We start from the raw sequence: 21142 nt of genomic DNA, 5'->3' as shown, positions 1-21142 counted from the left end.
AATCAAGGGCCCGCAGGGTCCGCCGCCGGTCTTGTCGTTCTGGGTTCTTCAGGCCTGGCGGGACGGAAGACGAGGGAGTCATCATAGAAGGAAAAGTTCTGGTTTTCCGGCCACCAGCCCGGCACCCCCAGCACCGGCAGCGGCGTGAAGGGCTTGGCCGCCAGCGCCTCCGCGGTGGCGTGCGCCGCCAGCCAGGCGTCCGGATCTGCCCCTGGACCCATCGCGCACTGGGCGCGCCAGACATGGGCCGTCAGCGGTTTGCGCGGCTGCACCAGCTGCTCCAGCAAGGCATGGCCGAAAACCAGCAGCCGCGCCTGCGCCCACAGCGGCCGCAGGTCGACGAACAGGCGGCGCCAGTGCCGCTGCTGCAGCGCCTCCCACAGCTCCAGCGGCGCATCGAGCAGGGCGCCGTTCTCGTCGAACACGGTGATGGCGTCGCGCACCGGACCGCGCCTAGCGACGATGCCGGCGTGGGCGATCTCCTGCGCCTGCAGCCGGTTGAGCGCTCGCTTGGCCCGCGGAAAGCGCAGCCAGCACAGGCCGTTGAACAAGTCGTGCAGGCCCGGACGCACCGGGCACAGGCCGCTGGCGAAGATGAACTGCTCGTAGGCGGCGCCGCCCGGCAGCTCGTGCTGGCTCACGAACCGGACCGGCGCCCCGCTGGCGGCGTTCAGGGCATCGTGCAGCGCCATCCCGGCATCGACCCGCGCGGCGACCGCCTCCCCAAGCGGGCGCCACGGCGCCAACCAGGGCTGGGCCCAGTCGACGGCGGCGGCCATTGCTTTTCAGTGGCGGCCGCGGGCCGGCGCCGGCTTTTCGCGCACCGACACGCTGGAGCGCCCTTCGTCGGCCATCTCGAACAGCTGGGTGGCCGCCAGCAGCTTGGTCAGCGTGGAGTAGCCGTAGTTGCGCGAGTCGAAGGAAGCCTGGTTGCCGATCTGCTTGCCGACCGCGTTGACATAGGCCCAGCCGTCGTCGTCCGCCGCCCCCTGCACCGCGTTGCGCAGCAGCGCGACCAGCTTGGCATCCTGCTTGAGCTGGGCGGGCGTCAGCCGCAGGCGCTGGGTGCGGCCGGGCTCCGCCGGGTCCTCATCGCCATCGCCGGCCGCCGGCTGCAGTTCGTCCAGGAACAGGAAGCGCGAGCAGGCATTGACGAAGGGCTCGGGTGTCTTGCGGGCGCCGAAGCCGTAGACAGCAGCGCCCTTGGCCCGCAGGTGCATCACCAGCGGGGTGAAGTCGGCGTCGGACGAGACGATGCCGAAGGCGTCGGGCCGGTCGGTGTACAGCAGGTCTAGCGCGTCGATCACCATCGCCATGTCGCTGGCGTTCTTGCCCTTGGTGTAGTCGAACTGCTGCATGGGGCGGATCGCGTGCTCGTGCAGCAGCTCTTCCCAGCCCTTGAGCTCGCTCTTCTTCCAGTTGCCGTAGGCCCGCCGGATGTTCGACTCGCCGAACGACGACAGTTCGTTGAGGATCAGGCCGATCTTGGAGGCCGGAGAGTTGTCGGCGTCGATCAGCAGCGCGACGCGGGGCTTGGTGGGATTCATGACAGGGCCTTCCAGGGCAGTGTTTCGCCGCCACACAGCGGCTTGAGTTCGGTCTCGCCGAACGGCACCGCTTGCGGCAGTTGCCAGTCCTGGCGTTTCAAGGTGAGCTTGCCGGCATTGCGCGGCAGGCCGTAGAAATCGGCGCCGTGAAAGCTGGCGAAGCCTTCCAGCCGCTCCAGCGCGCCGGCCTTGTCGAACGCCTGGGCATACAGCTCCATCGCGGTCAGCGCCGTGTAGCAGCCGGCGCAACCCAGCGCATGCTCCTTGAGGACCGCCGCGTGCGGCGCGCTGTCGGTGCCCAGGAAGAACTTGCCGCTGCCGCTGGTGGCCGCTTCCACCAGCGCCAGCCGGTGCACCTCGCGTTTGAGCACGGGCAGGCAGTAGTAATGCGGGCGGATGCCGCCGGTGAAGATGGCGTTGCGGTTGTACAGCAGATGGTGCGCGGTGATGGTGCCGGCGGTGAAGCGGTCGGCATCGCGCACGTAGTGGGCGGCTTCGCGCGTGGTGATGTGCTCCACCACGATCTTCAGCTCGGGGAAATCATGGCGCAGGGGCGCCAGCTGGCGCTCCAGGAAAACGGCTTCGCGGTCGAAGATGTCGATGCCGGGATCGGTCACCTCGCCGTGCACCAGCAGCAGCAGGCCCTCCCGCTGCATCGCCTCGAGCGTGGGGTAGGTCTTGCGCAGGTCGGTCACGCCGGCGTCGCTGTTGGTGGTGGCGCCGGCGGGATACAGCTTCAGCGCCACCACCCCGGCCGCCTTGGCGCGCGCGATCTCCTCGGGCGGCAGGTTGTCGGTGAGGTACAGCGTCATCAGCGGCTCGAACGCGACGCCGGCCGGCACGACAGCCAGGATGCGCTCGCGGTAGGCGACGGCCTGCGCGGCCGTGGTCACCGGCGGGCGCAGGTTGGGCATGATCAGCGCCCGGGCGAACTGGGCGGCCGAATGCGGCACCACGGACGCCATGGCCGCACCGTCGCGCACGTGCAGGTGCCAGTCGTCGGGGCGGGTGATGGTGATTTCGTTCATGGGTCCGATTGTCCCAGACCAGCGCAGTGGCCGTGGACCGCGCGGAACGCCCTGCAGCGGGGTCTCGCTTGCCGGCCAGAGCCGGACTTGCCGGACTTGCCCGCACCGATCAGGCCAGCTTGAAATCGCGCAGCGATTTCAAGCTGATGACTTCAGTGCGCCAGGATCTTGTCGAGGAAATCCTTGGTCCGCTCCTGCCGCGCATCCGGGTTGCCGAAGAAGTCGTCCTTGCCGCAATCCTCCAGGATCCGGCCGCCGACGTCGATGAAGATGACGCGATTCGCCACCTTGCGGGCGAACCCCATCTCGTGCGTGACCACCATCATGGTCATGCCTTCGCGGGCCAGCTTGACCATCACGTCGAGCACCTCGCCGACCATCTCGGGGTCGAGCGCCGAGGTGGGCTCGTCGAACCGCATCACGATCGGGTCCATCGACAAGGCGCGGGCGATCGCCACGCGCTGCTGCTGGCCGCCGGACAGCTGGCCGGGAAACTTGTCCTTGTGCAGCATCAAGCCCACCCGGTCGAGCATCTTCAGGCCACGGGTCTTGGCCTCCTGGGGGCTGCGATTGAGCACTTTGATCTGCGCGATGGTCAGGTTCTCGGTGACCGACAGGTGCGGAAACAGCTCGAAGTGCTGGAACACCATGCCCACGCGGCTGCGCAGCTTGGGCAGGTCGGTCCGGGCGCCATTGACCTGGATGCCGTCGACGAAGATCTCGCCCTGCTGGATCGGCTCCAGGCCGTTGACGGTCTTGATCAGCGTGGACTTGCCCGAGCCGGACGGGCCGCAGACGACCACCACGTCGCCCTTGCTGATGTTCACGTTGCAGTCCTGCAGCACCTGCACCGGCCCGTACCACTTGGAGGCGTTCTTGATTTCGATCATGGGTCTGTCGTTCATTCAGTAAAACCTCCGTGCGGTGCACTGCGGCACGAGCCACTTCGGGAGCCTGTGCGGGGCCTGGGTTCTCAACGGATGATCTGCACCTTCAGCTGGATCCGGCGCACCAGCGCCGACAGCGCCAGGCACATCAGGAAGTACAGCACGGCTGCCAGCAGGTAGGCCTCCACCGGCCGGCCCAGGTTCTTGCCGGCCGTCTCGAAGCCCTTGAGCATGTCGTAGGCGCCGATGGCGTAGACCAGCGAGGTGTCCTGGAACAGGATGATGGTCTGCGTCAGGAACACCGGCAGCATGTTGCGAAAGGCCTGCGGCAGCACCACGTGCTTCATGTTCTGGCCGTAGGTCATGCCCAGCGCGTAGCCGGCGTTGACCTGCCCCTTGGGGATCGACTGGATGCCGGCCCGCACGATCTCGGAGAAGTAGGCCGCCTCGAAGGCGACGAAGGTGATCACCGCGGACATTTCGGCACCGATCGGGCGGCCGATGGCGAACGGGATCAGCAGGTAGAACCACAGCAGCACCATCACCAGCGGGATCGAGCGCATGGTGTTGACGTAGGCGGCGGCCGGGATGTCCAGCGCCTTCTTGCCGGAGAGGCGCATCAGCGCGAGGATGGTGCCGAACACCATGCCGCCGATGGTGGCCACCACCGTCAGCCACAGCGAGAAGATCAGGCCGCGAACGACGTAGGGCGCCAGCAGGTCCCAGCTGAAAAAAGTGAGGTCGAGGTTGCCCAGCATGTCAGCCTTTGCAGAGCCGCCTGGGGGAGGTTGAGGCCTGCCCGCGCGGCAGTGAGTACACGCAGTGACGAACGTGGGGGTTCATCAGTGCCCTGCCCCGATGCCGCCGGCGACCACGAACCCGGGCACGCGCGCCTTCTTCTCGATGAACGCCATGATGCGGTTGATGGTGAAGGCCGAGATGGCGTACAGGACCGTCACGGCCAGGTACATCTGCACCGGCGCCGAAGTCTCCTCGCCCGACTGGCGGGCGAAGAAGGTCAGCTCCGCGATCGAGACCGCGAAAGCCACCGAGGAATTCTTCAGGATGTTCATCGACTCGCTGGTGAGCGGCGGGATGATGATGCGCAAGGCCATCGGCAGCAGCACGTAGCGGTAGGTCTGCCCGGTGGAAAAGCCCATGGCCATGCCGGCGTAGCGCTGGCCGCGCGGCAGCGCCTGGATGCCGGCGCGCACCTGCTCGGCGATTCGGGCGGAGGTGAACAGGCCCAGTGCCAGGATCACCAGGAACACCGACGGGATGGCCTGCAGCTTGGGGAAGATGCCGGGCAGCACGAAGTACCAGAGGAACAGCTGCACCAGCAGCGGGATGTTGCGAAACAGCTCCACCCACGCGTTCGCCAAGCGAGACAGCCACGGGCTGTTCGGCAGCGTGCGGAAGGTGCCCACCAGCAGGCCCGCGACCAATGCCACCACCAGCGCCGACAGCGACACCGTCAGCGTCCAGCCCCAGGCGGAGAGCAGCCAGTCCAGGTAGGTCTGGTCGCCGCCCTTGCCGAAGCAGCCGGCGATCTGCTCGCCGGTGGCGGTCTCCTTGCAGAAGATCTGCCAGTCCCAAGCCATTGTTGTTCTCCTCTTTGTGGCCGATGTTGATGGGGCAGGTGCGCAAACGCAAGACCCCTGCCTGGGTTGCCCCGGGCAGGGGTCTCGCGGCGGACTCAGGCCACCATCACTTCTTGGCGTAGTCTTCCATCGGCTTGTCGTTCAGGTTGGCCCAGGCGGCCTTGGTGCTTTCCGAGACGGGCAGGCCCACCTTGGTGTTCTTCGGCGGGATCGGCTGCACGAACCACTTGTCCCAGATCCTGGCCAGCTCGCCGCTCTTGACCAGGCCGGCGATGACGTCGTTGCCCACCTTCTTCAAGCTGGCGTCGTCCTTGCGCACCATGATGGCGATCGGCTCGACGCTCAGGATTTCACCGACGATGCGGAAGTCGTTGGGGTTCTTGGCGTTGGCGATATTGCCGGCCAGGATCGAGCCGTCCATCACGAAGGCATCGGCGCGGCCGGTTTCCAGCAGCAGGAAGCTGTCGGCGTGGTCCTTGCCGAACACTTCGTTGAAGTTGACGTTGGCGCCGCGCTCGTGCTTGCGCAGGTGTTGCACCGAGGTGGTGCCGGTGGTGGTGGCGACGTTCTTGCCGGCCAGCTGGGCGATGCTGGTGATGCCGGAGCTGGCCTTGACGGCGATGCGCACTTCTTCCACGAAGGTGGTGTTCAGGAAGCTGACGTCCTTGGCGCGCGTGGCGTTGTTGGTGGTGGAGCCGCACTCGATGTCCACGGTGCCGTTCTGCACCAGCGGGATGCGGTTTTGCGACGTGACCGGCGCGTACTTGATTTCCAGCTTGCGGCCGGCCTGCTTTTCGACTTCGGCCAGGATGCGCTGGCAGACTTCGACGTGGTAGCCGGCGAACTTGCCGTCGCCCAGGGTGTACGACAGGGCGCCGGACGACTCGCGCACACCCATGGTGACCACGCCGGTGGCCTTGGCCTTGGCGACGGTGTCGTTGGCCTGCGCCATGGCGGTGGTGGCGGCGAGGGCCGCGACGGCGATTGCCAGCAATTGCTTCTTCATGAAATCTCCTGTGGTGGCGTGAGCCTGAATGCTTGAACGAAATTCTAGGGGGCGTCCGGAGTCCGGGAATACCCTGAAGCCTCAAGGCGCCAAGCTTAGGCGCGGTGGCCCAGGACCGTAAGCAGGGTTTGTGCCGGGTGCCGCAACGGCAGCCAGCGCGCCGTCAGCCTTTGGCGGCCAGTTCGGTCGCCAGGAACTGCCAGAGGGCCTGGGCGGCGCTTTTCGGCGCCTCCTTGGCCGACGGCTTCTCGCGGTAGGCGCGCACGTCCATCGTGATCTCCAGCGCCTGCAGGTCGGCCGGCGCCGCCCCCACCAGCCGGTGCGCGCGCAGTTCCTTGCGCACCGCGCTGTGCGGCAGGAAGGCCACCCCCAGGCCCTCCATCGCCATCACCTTCAAGCCCTCGGCCATGTCGGTTTCGTAGACCCGGTCCAGGTGGATGGGCATGCCGGCCTGCTTGAGCAGCAGCTCCGTCACCCGGCCCAGGTAGGCGCCCGGGGCATAACCCAGGTAGGGCAGCGGCTGGCCGGCGCGACCGGGCAGGCGAAACAGCGGCTCGCCCCGCGCGTCCGGCTTGCAGTACGGCGCCAGCGTCTCCTGGCCCAGCGTCACCATCTCGTAGCGGTCGGCATCCAGCTGCAGCGGCTGCGAGGCATGGTGGTAGGAAATCAGCACATCGCAGCTGCCCTCCACCAGCCGCATGGCCGCGTCGTGCACGTTCAGCGCGATCAGCCGGCTCTTGATCGGGCCGAACTTCTCGCGCAGGCTGGAGACCCAGGCCGGAAAGAAGGTGAAGGCCAGCGTGTGCGGCACGGCGAACTCGATCACGTCCAGGCCTGCCGAGGCGTGCCCGCGCAGCATGGCGCGCGTGCTTTGCAGCGCCTGCAGCATCTCGAGCGACTGGGCGTAGAGCGTCTCACCGGCCGGTGTGAGCCGGGTCGGGTACGAGCTGCGATCCACGAGGTCGGCGCCGGCCCAGGCCTCCAGCGCCTGGATCCGGCGCGAGAAGGCGGGCTGCGTCACGTGGCGCAACTGGGCCGAGCGGCTGAAGCTGCGCGTCTCGGCGAGGCTGACGAAGTCTTCCAGCCATTTGGTTTCCATGCGCCGATTATTGCCGCGCTGGCGCGGGCGTCGCCTAGAACTCCACCAGCCTGGCCGAGACCGAAGCTCCGTCCACCAGCAGTTCCCCGGCCGAGATCGGCAGCTTGAAGCGGCGCGGGCCGGCGCTGCCGGGGTTGATCCACAGCACGCCGTTGCGCTGTTCCACCCGCGGCCTGTGCGAATGACCGGACACCACGGCCTGCACGCCGGTGGCTTGCCAGCCACGCCCGAGCTCGGCCAGGTCATGGACCATGTGGATGCGAACCGCGCCGAAGACCACGGTTTCCGTCTCCTGCAGCTCCTGCGCCCAGGGTCCGAGGTCGTTGTTGCCGCGCACCGCCGTCACCGGCGCCAGCGTCCTCAGCTGGGCCAGGACTGCCGGCTCGCAGATGTCCCCGGCGTGCAGGATGTGGTCGCTGCCGCGCAGGAACGCCAGCACCTGCGGCCGAAGCAGGCCGTGGGTGTCGGAAATGAGGCCGATGCGGAGCATGGCGCAAGAGGATAGCCGGGCGAGCGGATCGGTGGCGTGGCGCCCGTCAGCTTCGTTCAAGCCTGGCCCAGCGGACAGGTGCCGACGGCTGCGGCTGGCGTGATCGGCATCGGGGCCAAGCGCTTCGCCCAGCCGCCTCAGGGGAAGGCCGGGATGTCCGGCTCGGTGCCTTCGAGGTGCGCCTCCGGGTGCAGCGCCAGCAGCCGCGCCTCGACTTCCTGGACCCGCCACACGGGCACGTCGACCATCAGCAGCAGCTGCCCCTGCTCGATCTGCGGCATGAACCGCGTCAGCCGCTTGCTCGGCGTGGAAATGCCGATCATGGTCGAGGCCCAGGTGCCGAACAGCGCGCCGGCGACGGCCAGTGCCCCGGCCAGGCCCCATTGCGGCTCGTCACCGATGATCGGGTAGTGCACGGCCACCAGCGCGCCCAGCAAGGCGCCGACGCCGGCCCCGAGGATCAGCCCCATCTCGGCCGACCGGACCACGTCGGACGTTTCCAGCACGCTGGCGGCGTGCAGGTCCGACATGTCGCTGCCCTCGCGGGCGACAAAGCGGATGTGGCGCTCCTCGATGCGGGCGAGCAAAAGGTCGTCCATCGTGGCCCGGGCGCTCTCCAGGTCGGGCAGGAGCCAGTAGATACGTCTGCGCATGGTCAACTCCCAGGGCGGTGCCCTCTTGAAATGGCCGTCAGTGCGCGCCCGGCTGCTGCTGTTTCAGCTCCGGGGCGAAGAATTCGGAACGCGTAAAGAAGGTGTAGTCGGCCTCGAGCGCGCCGATACCCAGCAGCACCAGCAGCAGCAGCGGCGGCACCACGATGGCGTAGATCAACGCGAGCCGCTCCCACATCATGTGCATGAACACGGCGACGATCAGGCCGGCCTTGAGCAGCATGAACGCGACGATCAGCGTCCAGCGCAGCAGGCCCTGCAGCTGCATGTAGTCGACCATGTACGAGGCCGCGCTGAGCACGAACAGCAGGCCCCAGATCTTGAAGTAGACGCCCAGCGGATGCTGCTGGCCCGGCTGGTGCGCGGCGCCCGCCGAACCGGTGGGCGCGGCGTGGGAATGGTCTTCATGGTCCATGGCTTGCCCCTACCAGAGATAGAAGAACGCGAAGATGAACACCCACACCAGGTCGACGAAGTGCCAGTACAGGCCCATGATCTCGACGATCTCGTAGTTGCCCTTGCGACCGGTGAGAAAGCCCGGCCGCTCGTGGTCGAGATCGCCGCGCCGCACCTTGGCCGCCACGATCAGCAGGAAGATCACCCCGATCGTCACGTGCGTGCCGTGAAAGCCGGTGATCATGAAGAACGCCGAGCCGAACTGCGCCGCGCCCCAGGGGTTGGCCCAGGGCCGCGCGCCTTCGGAGATCAGCTTGGACCACTCGAAGGCCTGCATGCCAACGAAGGTGGCGCCCAGCGCCGCCGTCACGACCAGCAGGATGAAGGTCAGCTTGCGGTCGCGCCGGTAGCCGAAGTTCACCGCCAGCGCCATCGTGCCGCTGCTGCTGATCAGGACGAAGGTCATGATCGCGATCAGCAGCAAGGGGACGTTCTTGCCGAACATCGTCAGCGAGAACACCTCGCTCGGATTGGGCCAGGGCACGGTGGTGGACATGCGCACCGTCATGTACGACACCAAGAAGCAGCCGAAGATGAAGGTGTCGCTGAGCAGGAAGACCCACATCATCGGCTTGCCCCACGGCACGCCCTTGAAGGCCTGTTGGTCCGAGCCCACGTCGGCGACGATGCTGTCCCAGCGGCCGGCGGTGTCTTGCGGCGTCATGGCTCGGCTCACAAGGGGGTGGACGAACAGATCGCCAGCCCGATGCCGTCCGACACCAGCAGCGCATACAGCACCACCCACACCGCCAGCAGGTAATGCCAGTAGGTGGCGCACAGTTCGACGGCCAGCCGGATGCCGGCCGGATCGGGCCCGCGCCGCACCCGCAGCACGGCGCGCGCCCAGGCCACCAGGCCGCCCAGCACATGCAGGCCGTGCGCCGCCGTGAACAGGTAGAAGAACGCGGTGGCGGCGCTGGTGGCCATGAAGTAGCCGGCGCTGTGCAGCTGGCCCCACACCACCAGCTGCCCCATCAGGAAGCCGGCGGTCAACACCCCGCTGGCCACCAGCCCTCGCGCGACGCCTTCCCGGTCGGAGCGGCGACCGGCATGCACCGTCCACTCCATCGCCAGGCTGGCGGCGGCCAGCAGCGCGGTGTTCAGCACCAGCAGCCGGGGCCGCGGCAGCGGCGTCCAGTCTTCGAAGCCCAGGCGCATGGCATAGGCGCTGACGAACAGCACGAACAGCGACGTCGCCACGCCCAGGAACACCCACAGCGCCGCCTTGATCGCCGGCCGCGGCGCCGCCGCGCCCACGGCTGCGGGCAGCGCCGCCTGCGCCTGCCACGGCTGCACGTTGATGGTCTGGCGCAACAGCCACCACACGATGACGCCCATCAGGACGGTGAGGAAAACCAGGCCGATGGTCATGGCGTTACCTCCCCGCTGGCACCGGGCCCTTGGCCCAGGCCTCGGCCGCCACCTCCGCCGGTGGCACGTTCTGCGGGATGAAGTCGCTCTTGAGTCCGGGCACGCCGTAGTCGTAGGCCCAGCGATAGACCGCCGGCAGCTCCTTGCCGAAGTTGCCGTGCCGCGGCGGCGTGTGGGCCGTCTGCCACTCCAGCGTGGTGGCTTCCCAGGGGTTGTCGCCGGCCGGCCGGCCCCGCAAGTAGCTGGTTGCCAGGTTGTAGAGAAATGCGATCTGTGCCGCGCCGACCACGAAGGCAGCGATCGAGATCCAGGCGTTGAGCAGGTGCGCCGAGTCGGGGATGAAGTTGGTGCCGCCTATGGCGTAGTAGCGGCGCGGCACGCCCATGAAGCCCAGGTAGTGCATCGGGTAGAAGATGGCGTAGGTGCCGATGAAGGTGACCCAGAAGTGCACCTTGCCCAGCGTGTCGTCCAGCATGCGGCCAGTGATCTTGGGGTACCAGTGATAGATGGCGCCGAACACCACCAGGATCGGCGCGATCCCCATCACCATGTGAAAGTGGGCGACGACGAACATGGTGTCCGACAGCGGCAGGTCGACCACCACGTTGCCCAGGAACAGGCCGGTCAGGCCGCCGTTGACGAAGGTGAAGATGAACGCGATGGCGAACAGCATCGGCACGTTCAGGTGGATGTTGCCTTGCCACAGCGTCAGCACCCAGTTGTAGACCTTGATGGCGGTGGGCACCGCGATGATCAGCGTGGTGGTGGCGAAGAAAAAGCCGAAGTACGGATTCATGCCACTGACGTACATGTGGTGCGCCCAGACCACGAAGCTCAGGCCGCCGATCACCAGGATGGCCCAGACCATCATCCGGTAGCCGAAGATGTTCTTGCGCGCATGGGTGCTGATCAGGTCGGACACGATGCCGAAGGCGGGCAGCGCCACGATGTAGACCTCGGGGTGGCCAAAGAACCAGAACAGGTGCTGGAACAGCAGCGGGTTGCCGCCCGAGTAAGGCAGCTGCTGGCCCTTGGACACCAGCGCCGGCATGAAGAAGCTGGTGCCCAGCGTCAGGTCCAGCAGCATCATGATGGCGCTGACGAACAGCGCCGGAAACGCCAGCAGCGCCAGGACGGTGGCCATGAAGATACCCCAGACCGTCAGCGGCAGCCGCATCATCGTCATGCCGCGGGTGCGCGCCTGCAGCACCGTCACCACGTAGTTCAGACCGCCCATGGTGAAGCCGATGACGAAGACCAGCAGCGACACCAGCATCAGGATGATGCCCCAGCGCGAGCCCGGCGTGCCGTCCAGGATGGCCTGTGGCGGATACAGCGTCCAGCCGGCGCCGGTGGGTCCGCCCGGCACGAAGAAGCTGGCCACCAGCAGCAGCACGGCCAGCAGGTACAGCCAGTAGCTGAGCATGTTCACGTAGGGGAACACCATGTCGCGCGCGCCGACCATCAGCGGGATCAGGTAGTTGCCAAAGCCGCCCAGGAACAGCGCCGTGAGCAGGTAGACCACCATGATCATCCCGTGCATGCTCACCAGCTGCAGGTAGGTGCTGGGGTCGATGAAGGAGACACTGCCCGGAAAACCCAGCTGCAGCCGCATCAGCCAGGAAAACACCAGCGCCACCAGGCCGATCGAGATGGCCGTCACCGCGTACTGCAGCGCGATCACCTTGGCGTCCTGGCTCCAAACGTACTTGCCGATGAAGGTCTTGGGGTGGTACAGCTCGACCTCGGCAACCTCGGCGGGGGGCGCGAAGTCCGATTCGTCGTGTGCAACGTGTGTGGCCATCGATTGCTTTCCCCGTTTGCCGCTCAACGCGAGTTGATGTACGCCAGGATGTCGCCGATCGCCGCGTCGTCCGACAGCATGCCCGCGACCAGCCCCATCTGGCCGCCATACACGTCCTGCGCATGGGCGCCGCGCACGCCGTCCCTGAAGTTCTTCAGCTGGGTGGCCATATACCAGTCGCTCATGCCTTGCAGGCGCGGCGCGTTGGTGGCCGCGATGCCGCGCGCGTCGGCGCCGTGGCAGGCGGCGCAGGTGGCAAAGCGCTGGCGGCCGCGGTCGGCGTCGCCCTTGACCGTCGCCGTCACCCGCGCATCCGGCAAGGTCGCGATGTGGGCCACGACATTGGCGATGGCGGCGTTGTCGGCGAGCACGCCCGCCATCGGCGCCATCATCTTGCCGAACACGTCCTTGTCATGCGTGCCGCGCACCCCTTGCTTGAACTGCTTCAGCTGCCGCTCCAGGTACCAGGCGCCCTGGCCGCTGAGCTTGGGGGCGTTGAGCGCCAGGTTGCCCTCGCCGCCGGCGCCATGGCAGGCGGCGCAGGTGGCGTACAAGGCCTTGCCGACGACAGCGTCGCCGGGCACCCGGGTGCGCGTCTGCGCCACGGTGGGCTGGCGCTGCAGCCACGCCTGGTACACGGCCGGCTCGTCCACCACGACCCGGCCGCGCATGGCGAAGTGGCCGATGCCGCACAGTTCCTCGCACAGCAGGTCGAACCAGCCCGTGCGGGTGGGCGTGAACCAGGAGTAGGTGACCAGGCCCGGCACGAGGTCCATCTTGACGCGGATCTGGGCGATGGCGAAGTTGTGCAGCACGTCCTTGGACCGCAGCAGCAGCTTGACCGGCTGGCCCAGCGGCACATGCAGCTCGGGGTGCTCCAGCAGCACGTCATCGGCGCCGTTGGCATCCGCCGGGTTCATGCCGAACGGATTGGCGTCGCTCACGTAGCGGGCGTGCACCGTGCCCAGCCTGCCGTCCTTGCCCGGGAGCCGGTACGACCAATGCCACTGCTGCGCGACCACCTCCACCACCTGGGCTTCCTTGGGCACGTGGACGATGTCCGCCCAGACCACGAGCCCCGGCGCCAGCATGGCGGCCACGCCCAGTGCCGTGACCACCACCAGCCAGGCCTCGAGCTTCTTGCTTTCAGGCTGGTAGGAGGCGCGGCCGTCTGCGCGGTGCCGGTAGCGCAGGATCGCCCAGGCCATGAACAGGCTGATGGCGACGAAGACGACGCCGGTCACCCAGAACGTGATGCCGATGGTGGTGTCGATGGTGTGCCAGTTCGAGGCGATTGGCGTGAAGTACCAAGGGCTCAGGAAATGGAACAGGACCGACCCGAGGGCCAGCACCACCAGGGTGATGGCGATCGCCATGCCTCAAGGCTCCGCGCGGGTGCGCCTCAGTCTGCGGTACAGCAGGGCTGTCACGACGCCGAACAGCACGTGCGCGGCGATCGTCGCCGGCCCGCGCAGTTCGGCCAGCCAGGGGAAGAAGCCCACCAGCAGGTCGAAGTTGACCAGGTACAGCGCGATGCCCAGGATGGCGCCCGCCGCCAGTGCCAGGCTGGCCGAGGCATCGAGCTTGAACTGCGTCAGCACGGCGCCCATTACCAGCCCGAAGACCATGCCCAGCAGGTAGTGGGTGGCCAGGGCGATGGCGACCACGCCGACGCTGAAGCCGTAACCGGTGGCCTTGAGCGCGTCGGTGCCGATGAAGATCGGCGCGATCATGTGCGATGTTCGCCAGGGGCCGTCGGGGTGGAACAGCGCGGACCAGATCAGGTCGAGCACCATCAGCACCGCACCGGCCGCGAAGCCCGACACCGCTGCCGCGGTCCAGTCCGTCGCACGCCACTTCCAACCACCCACACCAACGAGAGTGTCCATGGTGACTCCCTCTGCCGCGGATAGCGGCGCAGGCCGGCAATCGTGTGCTGCCCCACCGGGCCGCGTGGCCGGCATCGACGCCGGCTGGGGCCTGGGACCACGACACGTCCTCGGGTGCTGCCTCGCGCTTGCCGCGGCAGCTCGATTCATTTTCTACACCTGTTGGAGCGGCAACGCAAGTGGAGACTGCGGCGCGTCCTCCGGTTGCAGGGCCCCGGCGCGGGCTGGACGCCCGCCCAAACCCGCTCGAAGTCGACAAAGCCTTGCGCCGCGTCGACGCCGACCAGCCTGGCCCGCAGCGAATCGCCGACGTCGAAGCCTTTGACGCCGCGCACCAGGCGGCCCTCCACCGTCGGCCGGGCGATGCGCACGACGTCCTCTTCATCGGATTCGCAATAGCTTCGGATCTGCGCGGGTGGTTCGCGGTGGCGGGATGGCGGTGAAGTCAGGTCTTTCCGCACAATTCGTCGAACAGACGTTCCGTCTGCGCCGTCCCTTCCTCGGTCAGCTGCACAGCCGCTACAACTGCGCAAAGATCGTGTTGATCGCGGAGCCGTCTCTCGTGTCGTTCGGCCCCGGACTGGTGAACGCGCAGCAGTTGGGTTCCCCTGGTTCCTACACCGTAGCATTGCGGCTCGACGACGCGTGTTCTGGAGTTGTAGATGAAGCGCAGCCGCCGCTTCTGTTCGATCGCCACCACGAGAACCGGTCCACGCTCAGGCGCTCTGCCATGCGGTATGCCAGCCTGGGCCCGTCGCCTTCCATCGCTCGACCACGTCCGGCGCGAGCCGCAACGTCAATAGCTTGAGCGGATTCGCCGAAGCCGGCCGTCACCCCTTCCTGACCCTGGCTCGCGCCAGCATTTCCTCGGTCAGCTCGGGAAGTTCTTCGTGTTCGCTCTTCCTGATTCTGTGCGCGTCCACACGCGCCGGGTCAGACAGCAAGGAGCGGCGGGATACGGGCTTGCCCACGGCCATTTGCTTTCCTCATGCTGAAGACATGGCGGTCCGCGCCACCCGGGGTACAGCCGGCCAGCAGGGAGGCCAAAGCAGATGATCCGGTTCTCACCGTACTGCCTGCGCGTGTCCTCGACCTCAAGCGTGACGCCAGCAAAAACGAGTTCCGCATCCTCGAAGTCCAACCCGCGCTCCCGCGGGGTGCGCTCGCGCTCTGTCGGGACCATAGACCACGCGCACAGGTTATTGCAGCGACAAAAACTGGCGCGTCAAACCACCTGCATTGTGGAATTGGCGTCTAGAAGAAGCCGGGCGCCGACAGGCCGTCAGTGTGGATCGACCCTCAGGCCGCACATGCAACCAGCAGGACGCCAAGCGCATGGTAGAAGGCGACACCCGCGGAACAGGCGACTGGCGTGCTACAGCGAGAGCGCGCCGCGAAAGCCCCGCGCGGCATAGCACGACTGCACGCCGTTGCAATAGACGAGCACCTTGCCGTGGCGGGGGTCGCAGAACAAGGCGCCGCCCAGCGCGCGAACCTCGGGCGGCGTGTTGATCCAGCTGGAGGTCTTGGCGTCGAGCTCGCCCAGCTTCTGCAGGGCGCGCTACTGTTCTTCCATCAACAACCCGACGCCCATCTCGGCCGCCCTTCGACGGCACTGCCCTGCGGCTTGTTCTCCTTGCGCGCTTCGCAGGCCGAGCCGTCGTAGCAGATGCTCCTGCGGCCGGCCGGGCTCTCCTCTGAGCAATCGCAGAACCGGAAGCGCCCAGCCCCCTCGGCCTTGCCGATCAGGTCGGGCTCCCCGCCGCTCGCCTCCATCGCAGCCAGTGAGCCGAGGGCGGCGGGATCGCCTTCGAGCGCGGCCAGGACGACGTCGTCCCAGGCGACGCCCTTGTGGCGCTGCATGTTCTGCACGACGCGCGCCTGCAAGGCCGCAAGCAGCTGTTGGCGGTCTTGTAGCTGTTGGCGGTCTTGTGCTTTCGTGGGTGTTCGCGGAGCTTGTCAGCTCACCAGCAATACTTCGCATCCATTGCATTCTTCTTCCTGGCAGCGGCCAGCCTGTCCTGCATTTCCGGGCGCTGCATGGATCCGGCCTCTGGCGGCATCGTTCTTGAGGTTCGCGATCGGGGCCTGCAGCACTCCTTGCGGTCGCCGGGTCTGGCCCGGATCTGCTCAAGGAAGATGGCTTGTCAAGGATGATCGATACCGGTCCTTGGCGAGATAGAACCAGAACACCGCTTTATCGCGCAGCCCGACGTCGTAGTGCAGGATTGCCAGGACCATCAGTGTCATGGGGTGATGAGCGCCGGCTCCACCTGGATGCCGCGGACCACCTGCTCGGTGGCGGCCGGGCCGCTGGCAGCGAGGAGCTGGTCGTAGTTTGCAGCAACAGCCACGATGGGCGCATCGCCCACAGCCTTGCCTGACCGGTAGAACGGCTGGGCGAAGACGGGCGCCTGCCGAACGGCCTCTTCTGCGAAACTGCTTGCGCAGGCGCGTGCACAGGCAATGAGCGTCATGGCGCATTGCTTGGGCAGGAACTGCAAAAGCTCTCCTCCTTGTCATTGGATGAAGCCGATCATCCCGCCCGCCCTCTGCGCCACCGCTCACGCCTTCTGCTTACCCTTTCTTGCTGCCCAGCACGAGCAGGACGCCACCGGCAACGATGGCGCCGATGCCCGCCCACATGGGAACGTTGACCGTCTCCTTTTCCTTGACGGTGAGCTCAATCGGGCCCAGCTTCACCGCTGTCGTGTCTTTGGTGTAGCTGAAGCCGCCATAGGCAAGGCCCAGCACGCCGGCGGCGATAAGGGCGATTGCCACGATCTTGGTTGAATTCATGAGGTGTCTCCGGTGCATCGCACCCAACCCCCAGCGCAGGTGGCGCTGGGGTGCGGGGCACGAGTCATTGAAGCACAGTGGCCGGGCTGGGAGCCGTGCCACCTGGCCAGTGCCGCGCCCTCGGGTCGTTCGGCCACTTGCGCCGGAGCCTGTCATTTTCCTGCTGCAGCGTCTCGCATCCTTTGCTGCAACTGGCTGGAATATGCCCGAAGTTCCTGCTCGATCAATGGGGTGGCCGCCTCAGCTGTGCAAACGCGGAACTCCGTTCGAACTCACGGATGCTGCGTTGTTCGTCGGCGGAGAATGTGGGAGCGGGCGGTTTGTTGCCCGACAAGAGCGCTCACTGTGACTGGCGAAGCTTCAGCCCGGCTGGTCCCTCCAGAAGCGCGCCATGGCAAGACATGGCTCCTCGCTGATGAGCCGGACCATGAAAGGAGCACGCTGCCCGCAGACTTGGTCGACCGTGAAAAACTGCTCCGTGAAGGCACGCATTCGCTCGGCCACCGCGGGATCTTGCACCTGCAGTTCGGCGAGCCGTCGCCGGGCCCACCCAAGGTGTCGAGGATCGACTGGCGTAGAGGTGTTTGCAGTGTGGCGTTCAGCCGACTCCGGCAGTATTCGATGCTCTGCATGTTCCGATATCGAAAGGCAGCGACGGCAGGTTTTGAGTCACGATAACGGAGGACTTTCCGAGCGCCATGGCAAATCCGAGCTCCCACATCACATTTGGCTTGGTGTCTGTGAGTCCGCAACGCAGATGTTGGCAGACCGCAGCTCACCCAAAAGCCGGTCTTTAATCCTTCCTGCTGGGTGCGACTCGTCCAAACGAAAACAGCGTCCTTGCGTACCGCCTGCGGCTACGCCATCGACCGTAGATTTGATCAGGGCGTACACGTCGTCGACTTCCGCCGCGAAGGGCATGCTCACAAAGCAGTTCAATTCTGTCCCTCTACCGCTTTTGATCCGCGAGCGCTGCAGTGAGGTCGAACGTCGCAGATGACCGTGACCGGCGGGGCGTGGAGCGGCGAGGCCGCGGAAGGCCGCTGGGCGTCCGTGTCGATCGACCTGTTAGGGCAGCATGACACGAAGGCGCTCCCGCACAGTTCTGTTGAATAGGTCTGCGGCCGCAAACTCGTCAGGACCGCCAGTAAGGCCAAAGTTGAAGACCTTGCGGGAGGTGACGTACCCCAGATAGATGTAGGTGTGACCCGGGATCTGCTCAGAGTAGCTCATTTCCAAGCCAATGCCTTGCGAGTGCGGTTTGATGCTCCGACGCAGGACAGTGACTTGGCCAGGAGCGAGAGCTTCCATCGCGTCGTGCCGCCCTTTGAGGCAAACCTCGGCAAGTGCGTTCGCCTTCTGATCGGGAACTTGATAAAAGTCTGCACTCAGGGTGATGGAGGCGTTATCCATCTCGGAGTACCAGTTGATCGAGTTGTCCTCACGCGTGGGGAGTTGCCTCCAGTGCTCTGGGAGGTCAAGCAAAAACTCGTTGTATGAGTACTCGACAAGCTCTTCCGGCGGCTTGGGCGTGGTCGGCTGCGCTGGAGTGAGTGAGAAGGAATTTGCCGCTGCGTCGCCGCGTCGAACGACCTCTTAGCCGGCAGCGCGCCTGTGACCATCATGGCACTTCCTCCCCAAGCATGATGCGGTGCCCATCCACGGTGCGTACCCCGAATTCGCGCATGCCCCATGGCTCCGTGGCAAGAGCCCTCACCATCTCCACGCCAGCCGCCAAGACCTTGACGTAGAGCTCGTCGATGGCATCGACAACGACAACGACATAGGCAAAGTATGAGTGATCCCCTGTCTGGGCCGGCGGGATCGCGTCGGAACACTCACCGGCCATGATGCGGCATTCGTCACGCACGTACATCCGCCAGCCGGGGCACCGATCTCTCGAATCCCGAACCCCAGCACGTCACGATAGAACGCTGCAGAGCGACGGAGGTCGGGGACTGCAAGGACGAAGTTTGTTCGAAGGATGGTCATTTCTGCCGACTAACGTCGGAGTTGACCGGCGACCGGCATGCGCAGCCCGCTCGATGCCTTGGCCGCGGCTTCGTCCGGCCAGCTCGCCGACATGAGTGGCGCCACCTCGCCTTCACCCGCGGCGCCGACGCACCAGTTCGCCCTTGGCGCCATCGGTGACGTCCGACAGAGCGTTCCGCCATCCAGCCCTAGCCGTACCGGCGGTACGCCCGCCGCTCCTGGCCTTCGCCCGCCAGCTTGGCAGCCAGGGTCGGGGCCGACTCACCTTCGGCCAGCACGGCAACCAGGTCGCCCGCGCTTTCGTGCAGGCGGACCCGGCCGAGGCTGCCGGCACGGCACGTCCGTGCTCAGCCCCCGATGTTGCGAAACAGTTGCCGCGCCAGCGCGCCCCAGAAGCCGTCGCCCGGATGCTCGCGCGCCAGCGCCGTGATGTCGGCGCAACCTTTGTGCAGGACCATCAGGCAGATGCCCGCCAGCATCAGGATCGCCAGCACTTGCAGCACGGTCTTGAAGATCTCCTCGCCGCGCGTGCCTGGTGGCCGGTCGCCGCTCACATCCCGATCACTTCCTGGAAGCTCTGGCCCGGCTCCTTCTCGCTGCTGCGCTGCAGGGCCCACATGTCGGCGTAGCGCCCGCCTTGCGCCAGCAGCTGCTGGTGGGTGCCGCGCTCGATGATGCGGCCCAGCTCCAGCACCAGGATTTCGTGGGCATCCACCACGGTCGACAGCCGGTGCGCGACGACCAGCGTGGTCTTGTTCTGCGCCGCGCTCTTGAGTTCCGCCTGGATCGCCTTCTCGTTGGCGCTGTCCAGGGCCGACGTCGCCTCGTCGAAGATCAGGATGGGCGGGTTCTTCAGCAGCGTGCGGGCGATGGCCACCCGCTGCTTCTCGCCACCCGACAGCTTCAGGCCGCGCTCACCCACCATCGTCTGGTAGCCCTTCGGCGTGGACTCGATGAAGCCGTGGATGCGGGCCGCGCGTGCCGCCTCCTCCACCTCGGCCCGGGTCGCGCCGGTGCGGCCATAGGCGATGTTGTATTCGACCGTGTCGTTGAACAGCACCGTGTCTTGCGGCACGATGCCGATGGACTGGCGCACGCTGGACTGCGTCACGTCGCGCACGTCGTGGCCCGCGATGGTGATGCGGCCTTGCTGGACGTCGTAGAAGCGGTACAGCAGCCGTGCCAGGGTGGACTTGCCCGAGCCCGAGGGGCCGACCACCGCCACCGTCTTTCCGGCCGGGATCTCGAAGCTGACGTCGTGCAGAATCTGGCGGTTGGGCTCGTACGAGAAGTCGACGTGCTCGAAGCGGACGCTCCAGGGGGAGGCTGCGCTAGCACGGGCACCCCCACCCCCGCCGCGCCCCGCAGCGGGAGGGAGCAGGTCCAGGAGGGGGCGGGCTTCAGGACGGTCGGCGATCTCGCGTTCCTTTTCCATCAGCGTGAACATCTTGTCCAGGTCGGTCAGGCTTTGCTTGATCTCGCGGTACAGCACGCCCAGAAAGTTCAGCGGGATGTATAGCTGGATCATGAAGGCGTTCACCATCACCAGGTCGCCCAGCGTCATGCGGCCCTCGGCCACGCCCATGGTGGCGCGCCACAGCATCGCCACCAGGCCCACCGCGATGATGACCTGCTGCCCCGTGTTCAGCAGCGACAGCGTGGTCTGGCTTTTCAGCCGGGCGCGGCGCAGCCGCTGCAGGCTCTCGTCGTAGCGCCCGGCCTCGAAGCCTTCGTTGTTGAAGTACTTGACGGTCTCGTAGTTCAGCAGCGAATCCACCGCCTTGGTGTGGGCCGCCGAGTCGAACTCGTTGGCCTCGCGCCGGAACTGCGTGCGCCACTCGGTCACCGTCACGGTGAACACGATGTAGACCACCAGCGCGGCGATGGTGATCCAGGCGAACCAGGCGTCGAATTTGACAGCGAGAATGGTCAGCACCAGCGCCACTTCGATCAGCGTGGGCACGATGCTGTAGAGGGAGTACGAAATCAGCGACTCGATGCCGCGCACGCCGCGCTCGATATCGCGCGTCATGCCCCCGGTCTGGCGTTCCAGGTGGAAGCGCAGCGACAGCGCATGCAGGTGCTGGAAGGTCTCCAGCGCGATGGTCCGCGCCGCCCCCTGGGTGGCCTTGGAGAACACCAGCTCGCGCAGCTCGGTGAACAGCGTGGTCGACAGCCGCAGCGCCCCGTAGCCCAGCAGCAGGCCGGCCGGCACCACCAGCAGCGCCGTGGCGTCGCCGGGCTTGAGGTCCATCGTGTCGACCAGCTCCTTGAGCAGCAGCGGCACGCTGACGTTGGCAAGCTTGGCGCACACCATGAAGGCCAGCGCGGCGAGCACCCGCCACTTGTACTGCCACAGGTAGGGGAACAGGCGCCGCAGCGTGCTCCAGTCGGAGCGTGGCGCAGGCTTGCCGGCGGCAGCGCCCGGCGCGACCGGGATGGGGGGGGAGGTGAGTTCGCCGCCGCGGCGCATGAGGGACAATCCGGTTCAGTGTTTCCACG

General features: G+C 66.6%; 26 protein-coding genes and 2 pseudogenes. All 28 read right to left on the bottom strand.

Features of this window, described 5'->3' with window-relative positions:
* Nucleotides 1-2 precede the first annotated feature (2 nt).
* On the bottom strand, nt 3-779 hold the full coding sequence (locus JWP65_RS13965) for a DUF3025 domain-containing protein (RefSeq protein ID WP_299764708.1): 777 nt from the start codon (nt 777-779) through the stop codon (nt 3-5).
* A 6-nt stretch (nt 780-785) separates the two neighbouring features.
* Nucleotides 786-1547: an NYN domain-containing protein gene (locus JWP65_RS13960; protein WP_299764706.1), complete on the bottom strand. Its 762-nt coding sequence runs from the start codon at nt 1545-1547 to the stop codon at nt 786-788.
* Complete coding sequence (gene pyrC / locus JWP65_RS13955; protein WP_299764704.1) at nt 1544-2575, bottom strand: dihydroorotase; 1032 nt, start codon at nt 2573-2575, stop codon at nt 1544-1546. Before pyrC ends, JWP65_RS13960 begins: the two co-directional genes overlap by 4 nt.
* Nucleotides 2576-2727: 152 nt before the next feature.
* A complete protein-coding gene (locus JWP65_RS13950; RefSeq protein WP_299764739.1) occupies nt 2728-3465 on the bottom strand; it encodes an amino acid ABC transporter ATP-binding protein in 738 nt (245 codons plus the stop codon).
* A gap of 83 nt (nt 3466-3548) precedes the next feature.
* On the bottom strand, nt 3549-4220 hold the full coding sequence (locus JWP65_RS13945; protein WP_299764702.1) for an amino acid ABC transporter permease: 672 nt from the start codon (nt 4218-4220) through the stop codon (nt 3549-3551).
* Between the two features lie 84 nt (nt 4221-4304).
* Complete coding sequence (locus JWP65_RS13940; RefSeq protein WP_299764700.1) at nt 4305-5063, bottom strand: amino acid ABC transporter permease; 759 nt, start codon at nt 5061-5063, stop codon at nt 4305-4307.
* 106 nt (nt 5064-5169) lie between these two features.
* Nucleotides 5170-6069 (bottom strand): amino acid ABC transporter substrate-binding protein, encoded by a 900-nt coding sequence (locus JWP65_RS13935; RefSeq protein WP_299764699.1) that lies wholly within the window; start codon nt 6067-6069, stop codon nt 5170-5172.
* A gap of 163 nt (nt 6070-6232) precedes the next feature.
* Complete coding sequence (locus tag JWP65_RS13930) at nt 6233-7168, bottom strand: LysR substrate-binding domain-containing protein (RefSeq protein ID WP_299764697.1); 936 nt, start codon at nt 7166-7168, stop codon at nt 6233-6235.
* 34 nt (nt 7169-7202) lie between these two features.
* Nucleotides 7203-7658: a metallophosphoesterase family protein gene (locus JWP65_RS13925; protein ID WP_299764695.1), complete on the bottom strand. Its 456-nt coding sequence runs from the start codon at nt 7656-7658 to the stop codon at nt 7203-7205.
* A gap of 137 nt (nt 7659-7795) precedes the next feature.
* Nucleotides 7796-8311: a DUF1269 domain-containing protein gene (locus JWP65_RS13920; RefSeq protein ID WP_299764693.1), complete on the bottom strand. Its 516-nt coding sequence runs from the start codon at nt 8309-8311 to the stop codon at nt 7796-7798.
* Nucleotides 8312-8348: 37 nt separating this feature from the next.
* A complete protein-coding gene (locus JWP65_RS13915) occupies nt 8349-8744 on the bottom strand; it encodes a cytochrome C oxidase subunit IV family protein (protein WP_299764691.1) in 396 nt (131 codons plus the stop codon).
* Between the two features lie 9 nt (nt 8745-8753).
* The gene (locus tag JWP65_RS13910; protein ID WP_299764689.1) at nt 8754-9449 is read right to left on the bottom strand and encodes a heme-copper oxidase subunit III family protein; all 696 of its coding nucleotides are present in this window, start codon (nt 9447-9449) and stop codon (nt 8754-8756) included.
* Between the two features lie 8 nt (nt 9450-9457).
* Nucleotides 9458-10156 carry a cytochrome c oxidase subunit 3 gene (locus JWP65_RS13905; protein ID WP_299764687.1) on the bottom strand — a complete coding sequence of 233 codons (699 nt, stop codon included), beginning with the start codon at nt 10154-10156 and terminating at the stop codon, nt 9458-9460.
* Nucleotides 10157-10160: 4 nt separating this feature from the next.
* Nucleotides 10161-11960, bottom strand: a complete 1800-nt coding sequence (locus JWP65_RS13900) for a cbb3-type cytochrome c oxidase subunit I (RefSeq protein ID WP_299764685.1) — start codon at nt 11958-11960, stop codon at nt 10161-10163.
* A 23-nt stretch (nt 11961-11983) separates the two neighbouring features.
* Nucleotides 11984-13336: a c-type cytochrome gene (locus tag JWP65_RS13895; RefSeq protein ID WP_299764683.1), complete on the bottom strand. Its 1353-nt coding sequence runs from the start codon at nt 13334-13336 to the stop codon at nt 11984-11986.
* A gap of 3 nt (nt 13337-13339) precedes the next feature.
* Nucleotides 13340-13849 (bottom strand): hypothetical protein, encoded by a 510-nt coding sequence (locus tag JWP65_RS13890; protein ID WP_299764680.1) that lies wholly within the window; start codon nt 13847-13849, stop codon nt 13340-13342.
* 146 nt (nt 13850-13995) lie between these two features.
* Nucleotides 13996-14220 (bottom strand): hypothetical protein, encoded by a 225-nt coding sequence (locus JWP65_RS13885; RefSeq protein WP_299764678.1) that lies wholly within the window; start codon nt 14218-14220, stop codon nt 13996-13998.
* A gap of 74 nt (nt 14221-14294) precedes the next feature.
* Entirely contained in the window at nt 14295-14549 is a 255-nt protein-coding gene (locus JWP65_RS13880) for a hypothetical protein (protein WP_299764676.1), read from the bottom strand.
* Nucleotides 14550-14565: 16 nt separating this feature from the next.
* A pseudogene (locus JWP65_RS13875) lies at nt 14566-14652 on the bottom strand (BrnA antitoxin family protein); the annotation flags it as partial.
* Between the two features lie 572 nt (nt 14653-15224).
* Complete coding sequence (locus JWP65_RS13870; RefSeq protein ID WP_299764737.1) at nt 15225-15362, bottom strand: DUF4256 domain-containing protein; 138 nt, start codon at nt 15360-15362, stop codon at nt 15225-15227.
* A 62-nt stretch (nt 15363-15424) separates the two neighbouring features.
* A complete protein-coding gene (locus JWP65_RS13865; protein WP_299764735.1) occupies nt 15425-15712 on the bottom strand; it encodes a DUF4256 domain-containing protein in 288 nt (95 codons plus the stop codon).
* A 383-nt stretch (nt 15713-16095) separates the two neighbouring features.
* Nucleotides 16096-16353, bottom strand: a complete 258-nt coding sequence (locus JWP65_RS13860; protein WP_299764673.1) for a hypothetical protein — start codon at nt 16351-16353, stop codon at nt 16096-16098.
* Nucleotides 16354-16426: 73 nt separating this feature from the next.
* Nucleotides 16427-16648: a hypothetical protein gene (locus tag JWP65_RS13855; RefSeq protein WP_299764671.1), complete on the bottom strand. Its 222-nt coding sequence runs from the start codon at nt 16646-16648 to the stop codon at nt 16427-16429.
* Nucleotides 16649-17716: 1068 nt separating this feature from the next.
* A complete protein-coding gene (locus tag JWP65_RS13850; RefSeq protein WP_299764669.1) occupies nt 17717-18061 on the bottom strand; it encodes a hypothetical protein in 345 nt (114 codons plus the stop codon).
* Nucleotides 18062-18269: 208 nt separating this feature from the next.
* The gene (locus tag JWP65_RS13845; RefSeq protein WP_299764666.1) at nt 18270-18524 is read right to left on the bottom strand and encodes a VOC family protein; all 255 of its coding nucleotides are present in this window, start codon (nt 18522-18524) and stop codon (nt 18270-18272) included.
* A gap of 38 nt (nt 18525-18562) precedes the next feature.
* Nucleotides 18563-18640: pseudogene (locus JWP65_RS20175) on the bottom strand (hypothetical protein); the annotation flags it as partial.
* 347 nt (nt 18641-18987) lie between these two features.
* Nucleotides 18988-19194, bottom strand: a complete 207-nt coding sequence (locus JWP65_RS13840) for a hypothetical protein (protein ID WP_299764663.1) — start codon at nt 19192-19194, stop codon at nt 18988-18990.
* Entirely contained in the window at nt 19191-21113 is a 1923-nt protein-coding gene (locus JWP65_RS13835; protein WP_299764732.1) for an ABC transporter ATP-binding protein/permease, read from the bottom strand. The genes JWP65_RS13840 and JWP65_RS13835 overlap by 4 nt, the downstream gene beginning before the upstream one ends.
* Nucleotides 21114-21142 lie beyond the last annotated feature (29 nt).

This window comes from Ramlibacter sp., assembly GCF_028292805.1.
Classification (GTDB): Bacteria; Pseudomonadota; Gammaproteobacteria; order Burkholderiales; family Burkholderiaceae_C; genus Ramlibacter.
Note: the sequence above shows the minus strand (reverse complement) of the source record. Positions and strands in the feature narration are given on the sequence as shown.

Excerpts from the sequence above, each read along its gene's own strand:
- JWP65_RS13965 (WP_299764708.1), bottom strand. The coding sequence starts at position 779 with ATGGCCGCCGCCGTCGACTGGGCCCAGCCCTGGTTGGCGCCGTGGCGC.
- JWP65_RS13960 (WP_299764706.1), bottom strand. The coding sequence starts at position 1,547 with ATGAATCCCACCAAGCCCCGCGTCGCGCTGCTGATCGACGCCGACAAC.
- pyrC (WP_299764704.1), bottom strand. The coding sequence starts at position 2,575 with ATGAACGAAATCACCATCACCCGCCCCGACGACTGGCACCTGCACGTG.
- JWP65_RS13950 (WP_299764739.1), bottom strand. The coding sequence starts at position 3,465 with ATGATCGAAATCAAGAACGCCTCCAAGTGGTACGGGCCGGTGCAGGTG.
- JWP65_RS13945 (WP_299764702.1), bottom strand. The coding sequence starts at position 4,220 with ATGCTGGGCAACCTCGACCTCACTTTTTTCAGCTGGGACCTGCTGGCG.
- JWP65_RS13940 (WP_299764700.1), bottom strand. The coding sequence starts at position 5,063 with ATGGCTTGGGACTGGCAGATCTTCTGCAAGGAGACCGCCACCGGCGAG.
- JWP65_RS13935 (WP_299764699.1), bottom strand. The coding sequence starts at position 6,069 with ATGAAGAAGCAATTGCTGGCAATCGCCGTCGCGGCCCTCGCCGCCACC.
- JWP65_RS13930 (WP_299764697.1), bottom strand. The coding sequence starts at position 7,168 with ATGGAAACCAAATGGCTGGAAGACTTCGTCAGCCTCGCCGAGACGCGC.
- JWP65_RS13925 (WP_299764695.1), bottom strand. The coding sequence starts at position 7,658 with ATGCTCCGCATCGGCCTCATTTCCGACACCCACGGCCTGCTTCGGCCG.
- JWP65_RS13920 (WP_299764693.1), bottom strand. The coding sequence starts at position 8,311 with ATGCGCAGACGTATCTACTGGCTCCTGCCCGACCTGGAGAGCGCCCGG.
- JWP65_RS13915 (WP_299764691.1), bottom strand. The coding sequence starts at position 8,744 with ATGGACCATGAAGACCATTCCCACGCCGCGCCCACCGGTTCGGCGGGC.
- JWP65_RS13910 (WP_299764689.1), bottom strand. The coding sequence starts at position 9,449 with ATGACGCCGCAAGACACCGCCGGCCGCTGGGACAGCATCGTCGCCGAC.
- JWP65_RS13905 (WP_299764687.1), bottom strand. The coding sequence starts at position 10,156 with ATGACCATCGGCCTGGTTTTCCTCACCGTCCTGATGGGCGTCATCGTG.
- JWP65_RS13900 (WP_299764685.1), bottom strand. The coding sequence starts at position 11,960 with ATGGCCACACACGTTGCACACGACGAATCGGACTTCGCGCCCCCCGCC.
- JWP65_RS13895 (WP_299764683.1), bottom strand. The coding sequence starts at position 13,336 with ATGGCGATCGCCATCACCCTGGTGGTGCTGGCCCTCGGGTCGGTCCTG.
- JWP65_RS13890 (WP_299764680.1), bottom strand. The coding sequence starts at position 13,849 with ATGGACACTCTCGTTGGTGTGGGTGGTTGGAAGTGGCGTGCGACGGAC.
- JWP65_RS13865 (WP_299764735.1), bottom strand. The coding sequence starts at position 15,712 with ATGCAGCGCCACAAGGGCGTCGCCTGGGACGACGTCGTCCTGGCCGCG.
- JWP65_RS13855 (WP_299764671.1), bottom strand. The coding sequence starts at position 16,648 with ATGAATTCAACCAAGATCGTGGCAATCGCCCTTATCGCCGCCGGCGTG.
- JWP65_RS13850 (WP_299764669.1), bottom strand. The coding sequence starts at position 18,061 with ATGGATAACGCCTCCATCACCCTGAGTGCAGACTTTTATCAAGTTCCC.
- JWP65_RS13845 (WP_299764666.1), bottom strand. The coding sequence starts at position 18,524 with ATGTACGTGCGTGACGAATGCCGCATCATGGCCGGTGAGTGTTCCGAC.
- JWP65_RS13835 (WP_299764732.1), bottom strand. The coding sequence starts at position 21,113 with ATGCGCCGCGGCGGCGAACTCACCTCCCCCCCCATCCCGGTCGCGCCG.